The organism is Plesiomonas sp. ISS29 (assembly GCF_056522795.1).
Map to the genome: position 1 here is coordinate 230,768 of NZ_JAWRZQ010000001.1, position 16,657 is coordinate 247,424.

Consider the following 16,657-nt stretch of genomic DNA (forward strand, 5'->3'; position numbering starts at 1 on the left):
GTCCCCGCGAACAAAATACGTCGGTCAGGTCGTCCTGATAACGTCAGATAAAAGAGAGCCTGAGCCACTCTATACAAGCGAGCCTTGCCAATCAACCTTGATACTCGCATGGTTAAGCGGGGATGCCCCACAGAGCATGACAATATGCTACCTTAAGACATTATTTGTAACTAAAACTATTGTGGCAGGGGATCTGTATGGCGAACTCGCAAGACCAAGAGGGGCTGATCGTTACGCCCCCGCTATTGCAACAGGCAGTGAGCGACGGTTTACTCACTGACTCCCAGCGCGCAGCGCTATGGCGCTACCTTGAACAGCATGCCGCGTCGGCCAGCCGATTCACCTTCTCGCACGTGCTCTATGTGCTTGGCGGGTTGTTGGCTATCGGCGCAATGACGCTTTTTATGCGCCTAAGCTGGAGTTACTACGGCCCGCTGACCTTCAGCAGTTTATCGGCACTGTATGTTGTCATTGCCGCCCTGATGACGGAATACCTGCACCGCCGCCAGCTCACCACACCGGCAGCACTGTGTGCGGTACTGGTGATGGTGACCGTTCCGATAGTCCTGTACGGCATTCAGGTTCATTTCGGCTGGTGGGATACAAAAATACCGTTACACCACCTGTTCATTGGTTTGATTGATCAGCGCTGGCTGAGTTTGGAGTTGAGCGTCGTACTCAGTGGCACTCTGCTGCTGTGGCGCTACCGATATCCGGTACTGATGCTACCACTGAGCCTTGCCGTATGGGGGATGCTGCTCGATGGCAGCCTAAATCTGCTTGATGGCTGGCAAACACCAGACCATCTTCAGTATAAAGTCTCACTGCTGATCGGGCTGGGTATGCTGTTGCTGGCATTCTGGCTCGATTTTCGTTACCGCCGTAACCCCGATTATGCCGGATGGTGGTACGTCACCGGTATGGCTGTCAGTTGGATCAGCCTAACACTGCTCGACAGCAACAGTGAACTGGGGCGCTTTCTCTATTTTCTGCTGAATTTAGCGGTGATGTTTAGCGGCCCGTGGTTTAACCGCCGTATTTTTACGCTGTTTGGCATGCTCGGTGTCACCGCCTATATCGGCTATCTGGCTTGGTCACTGTTTGCCGGCAGCATGGCCTTCCCTTTTATTTTATGTGGGATTGGTTTGCTGGTGATTATGCTGGGAGTCAAGTGGCAGCGGCATGAAACTGACATTGCCCGCTGGTTGCAGCAACGCTTACCGGCACACTGGCGGCCATAAACGCGTGGCATAACACTAACGGCTATCCGCAGCCAGAAGCTGTGTTATCCAGAAGCTATATTACCGAGATCGACCGAGTAACGGCCGATCTCGGTAAAAAAAGCCCGCCGAATCAAAATCAGCCAAATAAACACAGATAAGCAGAATCTTGCTCAACCACCAGATCAAACGCGCTGTTTCCTGCCACGGCAAATTGCTCACCGGCAGCAAAGGTGGCCCACTCAGTTTCACCGTCTAAACGCACGGTCAGTGCCCCACGGACAACCTGCATTATCTCAGGTGCGCCGGTCGTAAAGCGGTACTCACCGGAGCGCATCACCCCCACAGTGGCGGTTGACTCTCCGTCAGCAAAACCAATTGATTTTACGTTACCGGCAAAATACTCATTAACCTTCAGCATCAACTCTCTCCTTGTTGTTACTCTGCTTGTCTGCCGCAGTCGCAGACCTGCTCTACGGCTACGCCTGCAATATGCCTTGGCGCATATCCGGTGAAATGAGCATACCATGTGTCACAATTGTGTGGCCAGAATGAAACTTTCCTGCCAGTTTAATCTACCGCACGCTGAATAGAGCCGCCCAGCTTTTGCACATCACGGCCAAAGCCTTTGGTGGTTTCACAGCCGCTGGTCAACAGCGCGGCTAGCAAGGGTAACAACACCCATAATCCGCGTAATTTCATCTAATTCCCCTTCTTACCGCTTGGCGATATTCCACTTTTTATTATCGTACAGCCCACTGTTTTTTGTGGTGATCCGCCTGAAAAACAGCAGCCAATATCGTCGGTATTGTGCATGATCTTGCCGCGATTTTTCGAATAAATCCAGCCGATACAGATCAGCGTACAGTCTAAAAACCGTGATCCATTTAACACCTGTACCGATTTTTTACGCCACTGGTTTGCAATCAACCTATAGCTGTGACACCTTATATCGATATCTGAAATTACTGGATATGTATCGCAAAAAATAACGATCAATATGCCATTCATGCACTAATCTAAAACAGGTGCTTACGCACCTGATGGCGTATTGAACCCATGTGTTTTGTCACACATGGCAAGCCATACCCGTATGTTCACGATGAACTGCCGCGAAAGACAAGGATGCTTCATATGCTCGATAACCCCGATATGATCCTGCGCCGGATCCAACATCATCTTTGGCAAACACTCAATCAGGCCACCACGGTTGATGATTTTACCCTGCGCAAACCACGCCATCAGCGCGAAAAACTGCGCCCACGTTTTAGTCTGCCACAAGGGTTTAACAGCCGTAGCCAGCATTTTCGCCCGTATGTTGAAGAGCTGTTGTACGAGGTTGACTCTTTGCATATGCAGTCAGACAGCCCGCTGATTGATGTCAAAATTTCAGCGTTAGCGCATAAAGTTGAGCTGATCCGAAAAGAGATCCGCAGCCAACTCCGCGCGGCAATCGCCAGCACCACCCCAGCCGTAGAGATTAGCCATTAATCACATACAATCTCACGATAATGCGTAGTAAATCGTATACCGTGCGCATTATCTCTCTGGCTTTCTAAACATTTCCGACGATCCGGCAATAAAAAACCCCGCAATGCGGGGTTTTTTTGCTGTTTCGGTATTGGCTGCACAGGTATTACCAGTTTTAATATTACCCAGCACAAAAACGGTCGCGTAATCTGTGACCACACTGCGCCCTGTAGCTCAAAAGCCCAGACTCAGTGCGGTAAACAGAAATTACATCATACCGCCCATTCCACCCATACCGCCCATGCCACCCATACCGGCGCCCATGTCAGCTTTGTCATCTTTTGCCAGATCAGTCACCATGCACTCGGTGGTGATCATCAGACCGGCCACAGATGCTGCGTACTGCAGTGCAGAACGAGTCACTTTAGTTGGGTCAAGAATACCCATCTCCAGCATATCGCCGTACTCTTCGGTAGAAGCGTTATAACCGTAGTTACCTTCGCCGTTCTTCACGTTGTTCGCAATAACAGAACCTTCTTCACCGGCGTTAATCACGATCTGGCGCAAAGGCGCTTCCATCGCACGCAGAGCAACGCGGATACCCACGTTCTGGTCTTCATTCTGGCCACGCAGTGCGGTAATTTTGCTGGCAACACGAACCAGAGCAACACCACCACCGGCAACAACGCCCTCTTCAACAGCAGCACGTGTTGCATGCAGAGCATCTTCAACACGGGCTTTTTTCTCTTTCATTTCAACTTCAGTGGCTGCGCCAACTTTAATCACAGCAACACCGCCAGCCAGTTTCGCTACGCGCTCTTGCAGTTTTTCACGATCATAGTCAGAAGTTGCATCTTCAATTTGCTGACGAATTTGTGCAACACGGCCTTGAATTGCGGCTTCATCACCCACGCCATCAATAATGGTAGTGTTATCTTTAGTGATAACAACACGCTTAGCTTGGCCTAAGTCTTCCAGCGTCGCTTTTTCCAGCTCCATACCAATCTCTTCAGAGATCACAGTACCGTGAGTCAGGGTTGCGATATCCTGCAGCATCGCTTTACGGCGATCACCAAAACCTGGTGCTTTTACTGCCGCAACTTTCACAATGCCACGCATGGTGTTAACCACCAGTGTTGCCAGCGCTTCGCCTTCAACATCTTCAGCAATGATCATCAGTGGTTTGCCAGATTTTGCTACTGCTTCCAGAACCGGCAGCAATTCACGGATGTTAGAGATTTTCTTATCAACCAGCAAAATGAACGGGCTATCTAGCTCAACAGAACCGGTCTCCGGCTTATTGATGAAGTACGGAGACAGGTAGCCGCGATCAAACTGCATACCTTCAACCACATCCAACTCATCTTGCAGGCCAGTGCCGTCTTCTACGGTGATCACGCCTTCTTTACCTACGCGCTCCATCGCTTCTGCAATCAGCGTACCGACAGTTTCATCAGAGTTGGCAGAAATGGTACCCACCTGTGCAATAGCTTTGGTATCGGCGCAAGGTACAGACAGCTTTTTCAGCTCTTCTACTGCAGCAATTACTGCTTTATCAATACCGCGCTTTAGATCCATCGGGTTCATGCCCGCAGCAACCGCTTTCAGGCCTTCGTTAACGATAGATTGTGCCAGTACGGTTGCGGTGGTTGTGCCGTCGCCTGCTGCGTCATTCGCTTTAGAGGCCACTTCTTTCACCATTTGTGCGCCCATGTTCTCGAACTTGTCTTCCAGTTCGATTTCACGTGCCACAGAAACACCATCTTTAGTAATGATCGGTGCACCGAATGATTTATCCAGCACTACGTTACGGCCTTTCGGGCCCAGCGTAACTTTTACTGCATCAGCCAGAACGTTAACACCGCGCAGCATTTTTACGCGCGCATCATTACCAAATTTAACTTCTTTTGCTGCCATGACTCATTATTCCTTTAGACTTTAAAAATAGGGTGAAATTCTACGCAGAGCCGTAAACGGCAACTACGCTTCAACAATCGCCAGAATGTCACTTTCGGACATGATCAGCACTTCTTCGCCGTCAATTTTCTCGCTCTTCACGCCGTAACCATCGTTGAAAATAACGATATCACCTACTTTTACATCCAGCGGTTTCACTTCGCCGTTCTCAAGAATTCGGCCATGACCTACCGCTAAGATTTCACCACGGGTAGATTTACCTGCCGCAGATCCGGTCAATACAATGCCACCTGCAGACTTGGACTCAACTTCTTTACGTTTAATAATTACACGATCATGCAATGGACGAATTTTCATCGAGCTACTCTCCAAATAACAAGCTTTAAGCAGGTATTCCGTACCTGCTCTAGGTTGGTCAATTAGTTAAAGGTGGTGACAGCTTAGCGCTGTCACACTGTGTACTAAGAGATGGGGGTCAGATGGTCAGCTTCAAGGGGAAAGATGAACTTTTTTTTGCCTCATGCGTGATGACAGCTGAAAAAATGACCGGCATCACATATTTTATGCTTATTGTTTGTAACAGCCTCAGCTATCCGCAGACATGGTGTTCAAACACCCCACCATTTAGCGCTGCATCATCACCAGAATAATAGTTATTTATTCTGTGGCGCTCGCGGATTACCACTGTCAGAATCTGGCAAATCAGTAGACCCGTTATCTAAATCATTGACCTGATCGCCCGCCAGAGTCTCCCCGTTTTTTACCTCTGTTTCACCAGTAAGCTGTTCAGTTTCAATTACCGCCGCACGGTGCTCAATTTCAATGATCTGTGGTGATGCGGTTTTTACCGGCTTATCGGCCGACTCAAACTCACCCTCAAAGGTTCGGCTATCATTACGCTGTGCGCCAAACCCAAACGGGCTAAAACCTTGGCTACTGTTTGCGGCAGCAGAAAATACCTGCATGCGGGATAACAGCAACAGCCCGATCCCCTTTTGTACCCAAGGCAACAGCAGAATCAGTGCCACAAAATCGGTTAAAAAGCCGGGGATAATCAGTAAAATACCCGAGATAACCAGCAGGCAACCCTGCAGTAACTCTTGGGCCGGCATTTCGCCCTGAGCAAGTTTACGTTGCACATGGCGCAATGTTTGCACACCTTTACTGCGGATCAGTGAAACACCGAGTACCGAAGCCAGCAATGCCAGCGCTAATGTTGTCCAACCGCCAATTTGATCAGCAACTTGTATAAATAACGTGATCTCAATAAACGGTAAAAACAGAAACAGGAACAAGAAGAAAAGACGCACAATGGTGCTCCTTTGGAGTAAATGTCATCAATAAAGATGGGGGCTCGCGGATCTAGTTTCAAGATAGAGGATTTTTACCCCCCATTACACGTGAGTCAGATCACATTTATTAACTCTAATTAGGTAACATGCAACAAATAGTGATCTAGGTAAATTTTTTCCCTGCGTATAACAATAAGATCGTCGGCACTTTCAGGGAAGAACAGTAATTTTCTCTGCCGTTTTAGATAAAAACGACATACTATATTTTAACAATCTCATTACCCATACATTCAAGGCTTACCTATTATGGCTAACAACATTCGTATCGAAGAAGACCTGCTGGGTACCCGCGAAGTTTCTGCTGATGCTTACTACGGCATCCATACTCTGCGCGCTATCGAAAACTTCAACATCTCTAACACCACTATCTCTGATGTTCCAGAGTTTGTACGCGGCATGGTGATGGTGAAAAAAGCGACTGCACTGGCAAACCAAGAGCTGGGCGCAATTCCTGCTGATGTCGGTGATATGATTGTTAAAGCATGTGATCTGATCCTGACTACCGGTAAGTGCATGGATCAGTTCCCAACTGACGTGTACCAAGGCGGTGCGGGTACATCAGTCAACATGAATACCAACGAAGTCGTTGCAAACGTTGCACTTGAGCTAATGGGTCTGGAGAAAGGCCGTTATGATGTGATCAACCCATGTGATCATGTGAATGCCAGCCAGTCAACTAACGATGCATATCCAACCGGTTTCCGTATTGCTGTTTATAACAGTGTTATGCAACTGATCGAAAAAATCGAGTACCTGAAAACAGGCTTCGATCACAAAGCCACTGAGTTTGCTAAAGTGCTGAAAATGGGCCGCACCCAGCTGCAAGATGCTGTGCCGATGACCCTTGGCCAAGAGTTCCGTGCATTCTCTGTTCTGATGCAAGAAGAAGTGCGTAACCTTAAGCGTACTGCTGAACTGCTGCTGGAAGTTAACTTGGGCGCAACCGCAATCGGTACAGGCGTAAACACGCCAGAAGGTTACTCTGCAACTATTATTGGTCACCTGACCGCAGTAACCGGTTTGCCATGCCTGATCTCTGAAGATCTGATTGAAGCGACCTCTGACTGTGGTGCTTACGTGATGATGCACGGTGCACTCAAGCGTACTGCCGTGAAAATGTCTAAGATCTGTAATGACTTACGTCTGCTCTCTTCTGGCCCGCGTGCGGCACTTAAAGAGATCAATCTGCCAGAACTGCAGGCCGGTTCTTCTATCATGCCAGCAAAAGTAAACCCGGTAATCCCAGAAGTGGTGAACCAAGTTTGCTTTAAAGTGATTGGTAACGACACCACTGTTACTTTCGCTGCCGAAGCCGGTCAGCTACAGCTGAACGTGATGGAGCCGGTGATTGGTCAGGCAATGTTTGAATCCATTTCCATTCTGGCGAACGCCTGTGTGAACCTGCGTGATTTCTGTGTAGACGGCATCACTGCTAACCCTGAGCAGTGCGCAGCTTACGTATTCAACTCTATCGGTATCGTAACGTATCTGAACCCGTTCATTGGCCACCACAACGGTGACATCGTCGGTAAGATCTGTGCTGAAACCGGTAAAGGCGTACGTGAAGTGGTACTTGAGCGTGGTCTGCTGACTGAAGCTCAGCTCGATGACATTTTGTCTGTCGAGAACCTGATGAACCCGCAGTACAAAGCGAAACGCTTCACGGAAGAAAACGCGTAATCAACTCGAACGATGACTAAAGCCGGCTTTTGCCGGCTTTTTCTAGTTCAGTTGGTGTCGTGTTTACATGGAAGGATTTTTTGTTAATCGACACCCCTTGGAGAAAAATAACATGATGTGGATGGAACTTGCCGTTGTCCTTATCGGCATATTTATTGGTGCACGAATTGGTGGTATTGGGATCGGTTTTGCCGGTGGTTTAGGTGTTATCGCGCTGGCGCTGATGGGTGTAAAACCCGGCAATATCCCGTGGGATGTGATCCTGATTATTATGGCCGTTATTTCGGCTATCGCAGCAATGCAAGTGGCTGGCGGTATGGATTATCTGGTCAGTGAAGCAGAGAAAATTCTGCGCAAACACCCAAAACAAATTACGTTTCTCGCACCGCTGGTGACTTATTTTATGACGCTGTTGGCAGGTACTGGCCACACCGCGTTTTCCACCCTACCGGTTATCGCTGAAGTGGCGAAAGAGCAAGGTATTCGCCCGTCTCGCCCACTCTCTATCGCAGTGGTCTCATCACAAATTGCGATTACTGCGTCTCCCGTTTCTGCTGCGGTAGTGTTTTTCTCCGGCATCATGGAACCGCTGGGTGTTAGCTATCTGCAAATTCTGGGTATCTGTATCTCTACCACGCTGCTGGCAGTGATCTTAACCTCATTTGTCACTAACTTCCTCGGCTGCGAACTCAAAGATGACCCGGTTTATCAAGAGCGTTTAGCAAAAGGCCAGATTAAACTGCGTGGCTCACAAGCCATCACGCTGCTGCCAGGTGCTAAACTTTCTGTCGGTCTGTTCCTGCTGGCCATTATTGCGGTTATGGCCTATGCCACTGCCATTTCACCTACCGTTGGTCTGATTGAAAATCCGGTCATGCCGCGTAACGATGCGATCATTGCCTTTATGCTGACCGCCGCTACCGCGATTACTGTGCTGTGCAAAATTGACTCCAGCAAAATTGTCAATGCGGCAACCTTCAAATCCGGTATGTCAGCCTGTATCTGTGTGATGGGCGTAGCGTGGCTGGGTGATACATTTGTATCGGCTCACATTGAAGGCATCAAAGAGACAGCAAGTGCTATTCTGGCACAGTATCCGTGGATGCTAGCTGTTGTGCTGTTCTTTTCTGCTATGTTGCTGTACTCACAAGCCGCAACAGCCAAAGCACTGATCCCTGCTGCACTGATGTTAGGTGTTAGCCCAGTAACCGCAATTGCCTCTTTTGCCGCAGTATCTGCACTGTTTGTACTGCCAACCTACCCAACCCTGCTTGCCGCGGTTGAGATGGACGACACCGGTTCTACCCGTATCGGTAAAGCGGTATTTAACCACCCCTTCATCATCCCAGGCGTATTGTGTATCAGCCTGTCAGTGATGTTTGGTTTTATTATTGGCGGAATGGTTCTGTAATTTCAGAATCCGTTATTTTTAATAACAATTGCTGCTACACAATCAAGCACCTGAAAGGGTGCTTTTTTATTGCGGCAATATAACTTATTAGACATGTGTTTTTGTATAATTATCACTCTCCGCTCCACATTATTTATACAACACACAAGCCTTCAATCATTTCACATAACAACTGATTTTCTTTAACCATTTCTTTTATTTTTAATGATAAATCACAGCAAACACTTTTTGTCAGAAAAAAATCACTCTCTTTTTGATATTTCTGTTTATACCCGCCAATTTCATTCTGTAAACTGTTGATATCGGTATGTAGTTTGTCAAGCCTTACGCCTAACAGATCAACTTTAGATGAACGTATATCATTTTTAAGGTATTGATTATCGCAATAACTCTCAACCAACATTGGGTAAATAGTTTCTTTTATCCAGTCTACCTGCTCATAGAGTTCATTACCTAAAACAGACAGTGTATTTACATGTAAAGCACCATTATTGATATAATTATGATTTCTAATTCTACTCTCAGAGAAATAGTCAAAAACACCATATGAACTTGTAATTAAAGGATTCACCCTGTTACTAATAAATGCAGGGATAACACTATTTAAATGTACTGTCTCACAAAAAACACGTTCATCCGATGATAGAAAAACAGGAAGAGAGTCAATTAACTTACAATTTGTATTTTTGATAAACTGACCGACATTCATCTTATCATTTAAAGTGAAAACTAAAGACATATCATTGTCATGATATCCTAACTGGCCCTGTTGAATAAATTCATCTTTAATGATATCCAACATCTCTTTTTGTATCGGCTTGACTGCGCGGCAAACAGGCTGGCCGTTAACCAGTAATTCAGCACGATAAACTTCAGGTATTACTTGATGTCTAATAAAAGAATAGTCATTACTAAGATAGAACTTTAGTTGGCAACTTGATTTATTTTTCTTATAAAAATCGAGTAAAAAGGAAAAGATTGTATTTAATGGTTCTATATTCGTCTCAGCATAATAGTTGCGAATAGCCACCTTGCTATATTGCTTGCAATACTGCATAGAACCCTCTACTGCACCTTCTTTTTTTTTGTTATATACTCCTACTTGCCATAAAACCAAATTATTAATCTGATATTTCAGTTTTATTGAATGTTCATATAACGAAACCGCCCTTAATTTCCCATCCGCATTAAATATCTTATTGATCCTTTCATGTGTTACTGAATCGTCAGTTACTGTCATTATAAATAATGAATTCCCTTGATAACGGAAATCAAAATCCCCTGTATTATTAGATCGTTTAGTATAAACCAGGTTATAGTTTTCAATGTACTCATGCTTTGTCAACTGCATCAGCGTTAGGTAATTATCCAATTTTTCCAACTGCGTAACATCACTGTCATCGTCTGCATGAATATTTATCTTTTGATAGATATTTTCAAGTTCACTGTATGCAGTTTTATATTTCAGCAACTGGCTGAAATACGAAAAAAACCACTCAGCCCATGATTTTTCTGATAGAGGCCGCTCTCCATTTAATATGCTACTCACCTGATCACACGGTAATTTAACGCCTGATTGTGCCACTATCGTTGTCATTGCATTACCAATAAGAAACTCATGTTAAAAGATACAAAACAATGCCTAAGCAACCTTATTATCCATACTTTTAAAATATAGGATAAACTCTGAAAATATGTTACCAGTAAGAATACTTAGTTTTTAATAATGACAGATAGATAACCACTGAAAATTATTTACTATCAGGTTAACTACTCTTTTTATCCATTTCTATTAGTGCTATATCAATCTTTTAGTACAGATATAGGTCAGTATTACTCGTGTTATCCTACCGTTTCCCCAAGCCACCGCCTGCAGTACAATCAGCCCTTAACGTAGCGTTGTGCACATCGCAAAGGCACATATCCCGTATCGCAATTTGCTTAACGTGATGATACTCATAACCATAACATCACGCTTATTCACCATTTGAAGGGAAATAAAGCATGACAACCTCGGCACAAATAGTGCTCTGCACTGTTCCCAATAATCTGGGTTCTGATGATCAGGGGCAACAGACTGCACGCCATATAGCCCAAACACTGGTCAGCGAACGTTGGGCGGCATGTGTTAACCTGCTACCTGCTATGCAATCAGTGTATCGTTGGCAAGAAAATATCGAAGAGAGCAGCGAAATTCAGCTGCTGATAAAAACCGATCAAAGCCATCTCGATGGCCTGATGCAACGCCTTCGTGAACTGCACCCCTACCAAACGCCAGAAATACTGGTTCTCGATATCGCGCACGGTGACAAGGAGTACCTGACATGGCTCAGCGCCTGTTTACACTGATTTTACTGCTGTCACTTTGCAGCACCGCCAATGCAATCAACCTATTTGCACCGAAAAGTCAGGGGTTTGTACCGGTAGACAGCGCCTTCCCGTTTGATTTCAGTCAGAAAGGCGATCAACTCACGCTCAACTGGCAGGTCAAAGAGGGCTACTACCTCTATCGTCATCAATTTAAAGTCACCGCGCACAATGCAACCTTAGGCGAATTCACCCTACCGACAGGCAAAGCACACCGTGACGAGTTTTTTGGTGAAGTACAGATCTTCACCCAACCGCTGCAATTAACCCTGCCGATTTTGCAGGCAGGCAGTAACGCCACGCTTGATGTCAGCTATCAAGGGTGTGCCAGTGCCGGATTTTGCTATCCACCGGAAACCCGCAGTATCCCGCTACAAGCTGTGCTGGCATCGTCAGCCAAACCCAATCAAACCACACCACCAGCCTCTGTTGAACAACCCGAACAAGAGCGTTTAGCCGACCAATTGGCAACAAACCGCTGGACACCGCTGCTGTTTTTTATCCTCGGTATCGGCATGGCCTTTACACCCTGCGTACTGCCGATGTTCCCCCTGCTCTCAAGCGTGGTGCTTGGCGGAGGCCAGCGGCATTCGCATCGTCGGGCCTTTATTCTCGCTATGGCGTACGTACAGGGCATGGCTCTGACCTACACCCTGCTCGGGCTTGTCGTTGCCGCAGCCGGATTACAATTTCAGGCCGCCCTGCAGCACCCGTACGTACTGGTTGGTTTATCAATACTGTTTGGCCTACTGGCACTGTCAATGTTTGGCCTGTTCAGTCTGCAACTGCCAAGCAGCCTGCAAACCCGCCTCACGCTGCTCAGCGGGCAGCAACAAGGTGGCAATATTCCGGGCGTATTTCTGATGGGCGCAATTGCAGGCCTTATCTGTTCACCCTGCACCACCGCACCGCTGTCCGGCGCACTGCTGTATGTCGCCAACAGTGGCGATCTGCTGACCGGCGCTGTCACCCTCTACCTACTGGCATTCGGCATGGGCTTACCGCTGATTGGCATCGCCCTGTTCGGTAACCGCCTATTGCCAAAAAATGGCGCATGGATGACCCATGTCAAAACCGGATTTGGCTTCCTGCTGCTTGCCATGCCGATTGTTCTGCTCTCACGTTTACTGCCTGAACTCTGGGTCACACGCTTGTGGAGCATACTGGCTGTCAGCGGTGGCGGCTGGCTGCTGTTTATCATCCCCAGCCAGCGCACCGTACAAATATTGCTAAAAGCGGCTGTACTGCTGGCCGTCATTATCGGTGCCAAACCGTTGCAAGAGTGGGTCTATACCCCACAGCAAACCACCGCATCATCGGCATCCGATATCTCGTCAGCAAAAGCAATACCGCCAACCAAACCCTTTATTTTGGTAGATAGCCTACCGGCGCTCCAACAGGCTCTGGCCAACGCCAAAGGTAAACCGGTCATGCTCGATTTTTACGCCGACTGGTGTGTTGCCTGCAAAGAGTTCAGCAAATACACCTTCAGTGATCTGCAAGTACAACAACAGTTTGCGGATATGGTGCTGTTAAAAGCCGATGTCACCGCCAACAACCAAGCTGATAAACAGTTGCTAGAAAGCCTGCGGGTCATGGGGCTACCCACACTGCTGTTTTTTGATCGCGATGGAAACGAAATTCCACAAAGCCGCGTCACCGGATTCATGCCTGCCGTGCCATTTTTATCGCACCTGCAAAACATCACCTCACAGTAACTTTTTTGTCGCGTGCCGCACATTTAGGCACGCGACAATTTGCACTGCAGCATGCGCATTTGCTAACGTAAAAAAAACGTTAATAGAATGATGTTATGGATAATGACTGCACGCTGATAATTGCCGACGACCACCCACTTTTTCGCGCAGCCCTGCTGCAAGCGCTAACCCGCGGCGTGCCACAGGCCACACTACACGAAGCCGACTCACTGGCCGCACTGCTCGATTTACTAGAACACAACCCAGATCCCGACCTACTGCTGCTCGATCTCAAAATGCCCGGCAGTCACGGTTTTCACGGCCTGCAAACCCTACGTCAGCGCTACCCATTACTGCCGATTGTCGTCATCTCCGCCAGTGATGATCCCTGCATTATTCAGCAAATCCGCCACTACGGTGCGCTCGGGTTTATCCCCAAATCAGCACAACTGCCGGTTTTAGTGCATGATATTGAACGTGCGCTGGCCGGAGACAGCATCTTCCCACCAGATCTGGCCACCGATGACAGCACATGGCAACAACACGAACTGCACGCCAATGATCTGCAAACCCGGCTTAGCAGCCTCACCGCCCAACAGCACCGTGTACTGGATATGCTTAATGAGGGTCTACTGAATAAGCAAATCGCCTATGACCTCAATGTCTCCGAAGCTACTATAAAAGCGCACATGACCGCAATATTTCGTAAACTAGGTGTAAAAAACCGCACCCAAGCGGTGATCTTGCTGCAACAAATCGAGCTGAATTCACAAACAGGGTTATAATGGCCGCTTATCAGTAAACAAGGAAGCCTGTATGTTTGAATCACTGATTGTTCAGTTTGTTGTATTGTGGGCCGTGATCGACCCAATCGGATCTATCCCCGTCTACCTGTCAAAAACCTCAGCACTGTCCGCCCAAGACCGCCGCAAAGTGGCCAGCAAAGCCATCTTAGTCTCTACCGGTATCCTGCTGTTTTTCCTGATCGCCGGCCAGTTCTTGCTCGAAGCCATGCAAATCCCGCTCAGCGCCTTTCAAACTGCCGGTGGCTTGGTACTCCTACTGTTTGCACTGACCATGATTTTTGGCGAAGGAAAACCCGATCAAGAGATGCGGATGGATTACGACATCAGTGATCTGGCCGTTTTCCCGATTGCCGTTCCCTCGATAGCCTCACCCGGTGCCATGATGGCCGTCGTCATGCTGACCGACAACCACCGTTACGCCATGGGCGAACAGGCACTCACCGCACTAGTGATGCTCACCGTACTGGTTATCACCTACCTGTTGCTGCGCAGCGCATCTAGCATTCAGAAAGTGATCGGCCGCACCGGCGCTTCTGTTATCAGCCGCGTCATGGGCTTGATACTTGCCGCCGTTGCCGTCAATAACCTCTTGATTGGATTACGGGATTTTTTCGCCCCGCTAAGCTAACCATCCGTTATACAGCTTCCTGTTCGGGCTGCTTGCACTAAGTAGCCCCTATACCCCTAATCACCACATCAAACCGCCTCACGCTAAGTTAAACCAAAGCAATCTGCCTGTTTACTCCCACAGTATGATTCCCTTTGTGCAACCGCACATTTTTACTGTAACGCCCGCTCACTCAACACAACAAAAACTGTTTTGGGATAAAAAAAGATACCCATCACGCAAACGTTTTCGTTAGAATAGAACCATCCCAGCGCACAACAACGAGCAACCTTTACCTAGCAAAAACAGAACATACTGGCAAGGCAATGCCACAGCGATGAGTGCAGGCCGCTTACGCAAACCCGCTACGGTTTGCGTAAGCTACTTTCTGCTCACTCGAAGGGGATGTCATCAACCATGGAACAGCACCGTCCTGTACGCCGAGCACTGCTCAGCGTTTCTGATAAAACCGGCATTGTAGAGTTTGCCCGCGCACTGGCAGCTCGTCACATTGAACTGCTGTCAACCGGCGGAACAGCCCGCTTACTCAGCGATGCCGGATTACCGGTTACCGAAGTCTCTGATTACACCGGTTTTCCTGAAATGATGGACGGTCGGGTCAAAACACTGCATCCCAAAATTCACGGAGGCATTTTAGGCCGCCGCGACCACGACAGCGCCATCATGCAGCAGCACGACATCGCCCCGATAGACATGGTCGTCGTCAACCTCTACCCATTTGCCCAAACCATTGCCCGCGAAAACTGCACACTGGCCGATGCCGTCGAAAATATCGATATCGGTGGGCCAACAATGGTGCGATCAGCGGCAAAAAACCACAATGATGTCGCCATTATCGTCAACAGCCACGATTACGATCGCGTCCTCACCGAAATGGATGCCCAAAACGGCTCACTCAGCCAAACCACTCGTTTTGACTTAGCCATCGCCGCCTTTGAGCACACTGCTGCCTACGACAGCATGATAGCCAACTACTTTGGCAGTTTAGTACCCGCTTATCACCACGCCTTTGGCGAAACCCAACAACAGCCTGAACCGGCTGGCCGCTTCCCGCGTACCCTCAACCTTAACTTCATCAAAAAACAGGACATGCGCTACGGCGAAAACAGCCATCAGGGTGCCGCCTTCTATATTGAAAATACCGTGCCACAAGGATCGGTTGCTGCCGCAACCCAACTGCAAGGCAAAGCCCTCTCTTACAACAATATCGCCGATACCGATGCTGCACTCGAATGCGTCAAAGAGTTTGATGCTCCGGCCTGTGTCATTGTAAAGCACGCCAACCCGTGCGGTGTTGCACTTGGCGGCAACCTGCTAGAAGCCTATAACCGCGCGTTTCGTACCGACCCAACCTCCGCATTTGGCGGCATTATCGCCTTCAACCGCGAGCTCGATGCCGACACCGCACAAGCTATTATCGAACGCCAGTTTGTTGAAGTGATCATCGCCCCAAGCCTGACTGCACAAGCCGCCGTGATCCTCTCAAGCAAACAAAATATACGCGTACTGGTCTGCGGCGAATGGGAAACCCGCCAGCACGATCTCGACATGAAACGCATCAACGGCGGCCTACTGGTACAAGATCGCGATAACGGCAGCGTCACCGCCGCCGATCTGAGCATCGTAAGCACCCGCCAGCCCACTGCTGAAGAGCTGCGCGATGCCCTGTTCTGCTGGAAAGTGGCTAAATATGTCAAATCCAACGCCATCGTCTACGCCAAAGGCGACATGACTATCGGCGTTGGTGCCGGACAAATGAGCCGCGTCTACTCAGCCAAAATCGCCGGCATTAAAGCCGCTGATGAAGGCTTAGAAGTTCAAGGCTGCGTCATGGCATCCGATGCCTTTTTCCCATTCCGTGATGGCATTGATGCGGCAGCACAAGCCGGCGTTACCTGCGTGATCCAACCGGGCGGATCTATCCGTGATGATGAAGTGATCCAGGCCGCCAACGAACACGGCATGGCCATGATCTTCACCCACATGCGCCACTTCCGCCACTGATCCACCACCGTATCTATCCCCTTTTCGGGGGGCTTGCTCCCCGAAAAACAGGTACATAAACCCACACAACACCCGCGCCGTCAGATCCCGAAAATATGGCTGATC

General features: G+C 48.3%; 15 protein-coding genes. 9 read left to right on the forward strand and 6 right to left on the reverse strand.

All coding sequences use genetic code 11. The features are described from left to right. Positions 1-197: 197 nt before the first annotated feature. The gene (locus tag AC1HDJ_RS00995; RefSeq protein WP_479536518.1) at positions 198-1,241 is read left to right on the forward strand and encodes a hypothetical protein; all 1,044 of its coding nucleotides are present in this window, start codon (positions 198-200) and stop codon (positions 1,239-1,241) included. 118 nt (positions 1,242-1,359) lie between these two features. Here the strand turns inward: AC1HDJ_RS00995 and ppnP are convergent, their stop codons facing one another. Both ppnP and AC1HDJ_RS01005 read right to left on the reverse strand, forming a co-directional pair. Then, positions 1,360-1,641 (reverse strand): pyrimidine/purine nucleoside phosphorylase, encoded by a 282-nt coding sequence (gene ppnP, locus AC1HDJ_RS01000; RefSeq protein WP_479536520.1) that lies wholly within the window; start codon positions 1,639-1,641, stop codon positions 1,360-1,362. Between the two features lie 149 nt (positions 1,642-1,790). Continuing rightward, positions 1,791-1,922, reverse strand: coding sequence for an entericidin A/B family lipoprotein (locus tag AC1HDJ_RS01005; protein WP_479536522.1), 132 nt, complete (start codon positions 1,920-1,922; stop codon positions 1,791-1,793). 432 nt (positions 1,923-2,354) lie between these two features. Between AC1HDJ_RS01005 and AC1HDJ_RS01010 the strand changes: the two genes are divergently transcribed. Next, a complete protein-coding gene (locus tag AC1HDJ_RS01010) occupies positions 2,355-2,711 on the forward strand; it encodes a hypothetical protein (protein ID WP_479536524.1) in 357 nt (118 codons plus the stop codon). Positions 2,712-2,957: 246 nt separating this feature from the next. Here the strand turns inward: AC1HDJ_RS01010 and groL are convergent, their stop codons facing one another. From groL to AC1HDJ_RS01025, 3 genes are all read right to left on the reverse strand, one after another. Beyond that, positions 2,958-4,607, reverse strand: a complete 1,650-nt coding sequence (gene groL, locus AC1HDJ_RS01015) for a chaperonin GroEL (protein WP_479536526.1) — start codon at positions 4,605-4,607, stop codon at positions 2,958-2,960. 63 nt (positions 4,608-4,670) lie between these two features. Further along, positions 4,671-4,964, reverse strand: coding sequence for a co-chaperone GroES (locus AC1HDJ_RS01020; RefSeq protein WP_438622178.1), 294 nt, complete (start codon positions 4,962-4,964; stop codon positions 4,671-4,673). Between the two features lie 296 nt (positions 4,965-5,260). Beyond that, the gene (locus AC1HDJ_RS01025; protein WP_479536529.1) at positions 5,261-5,917 is read right to left on the reverse strand and encodes an FxsA family protein; all 657 of its coding nucleotides are present in this window, start codon (positions 5,915-5,917) and stop codon (positions 5,261-5,263) included. Between the two features lie 288 nt (positions 5,918-6,205). On the opposite strand from AC1HDJ_RS01025, the gene aspA reads away from it, so the two are divergent. Beyond that, positions 6,206-7,639, forward strand: coding sequence for an aspartate ammonia-lyase (gene aspA, locus AC1HDJ_RS01030; protein ID WP_479536531.1), 1,434 nt, complete (start codon positions 6,206-6,208; stop codon positions 7,637-7,639). A 112-nt stretch (positions 7,640-7,751) separates the two neighbouring features. Further along, on the forward strand, positions 7,752-9,050 hold the full coding sequence (locus tag AC1HDJ_RS01035) for an anaerobic C4-dicarboxylate transporter (RefSeq protein WP_438622181.1): 1,299 nt from the start codon (positions 7,752-7,754) through the stop codon (positions 9,048-9,050). A 133-nt stretch (positions 9,051-9,183) separates the two neighbouring features. Here the strand turns inward: AC1HDJ_RS01035 and AC1HDJ_RS01040 are convergent, their stop codons facing one another. Beyond that, positions 9,184-10,647 carry a hypothetical protein gene (locus tag AC1HDJ_RS01040; RefSeq protein WP_479536533.1) on the reverse strand — a complete coding sequence of 488 codons (1,464 nt, stop codon included), beginning with the start codon at positions 10,645-10,647 and terminating at the stop codon, positions 9,184-9,186. A gap of 407 nt (positions 10,648-11,054) precedes the next feature. Here AC1HDJ_RS01040 and cutA point away from each other — a divergent pair, with 407 nt between their 5' ends. The 5 genes from cutA to purH all read left to right on the forward strand — a co-directional run bounded on the left by cutA (position 11,055) and on the right by purH (position 16,552). Beyond that, positions 11,055-11,399: a divalent-cation tolerance protein CutA gene (gene cutA, locus AC1HDJ_RS01045; protein ID WP_479536535.1), complete on the forward strand. Its 345-nt coding sequence runs from the start codon at positions 11,055-11,057 to the stop codon at positions 11,397-11,399. Beyond that, positions 11,375-13,135 carry a protein-disulfide reductase DsbD gene (locus tag AC1HDJ_RS01050; RefSeq protein ID WP_479536537.1) on the forward strand — a complete coding sequence of 587 codons (1,761 nt, stop codon included), beginning with the start codon at positions 11,375-11,377 and terminating at the stop codon, positions 13,133-13,135. The genes cutA and AC1HDJ_RS01050 overlap by 25 nt, the downstream gene beginning before the upstream one ends. Positions 13,136-13,230: 95 nt before the next feature. After that, positions 13,231-13,899, forward strand: a complete 669-nt coding sequence (locus AC1HDJ_RS01055) for a response regulator transcription factor (RefSeq protein WP_479536539.1) — start codon at positions 13,231-13,233, stop codon at positions 13,897-13,899. A 31-nt stretch (positions 13,900-13,930) separates the two neighbouring features. Further along, positions 13,931-14,548 (forward strand): MarC family protein, encoded by a 618-nt coding sequence (locus AC1HDJ_RS01060; protein ID WP_479536541.1) that lies wholly within the window; start codon positions 13,931-13,933, stop codon positions 14,546-14,548. A 396-nt stretch (positions 14,549-14,944) separates the two neighbouring features. Further along, on the forward strand, positions 14,945-16,552 hold the full coding sequence (purH, locus tag AC1HDJ_RS01065) for a bifunctional phosphoribosylaminoimidazolecarboxamide formyltransferase/IMP cyclohydrolase (RefSeq protein ID WP_479536543.1): 1,608 nt from the start codon (positions 14,945-14,947) through the stop codon (positions 16,550-16,552). Positions 16,553-16,657: the final 105 nt, after the last annotated feature.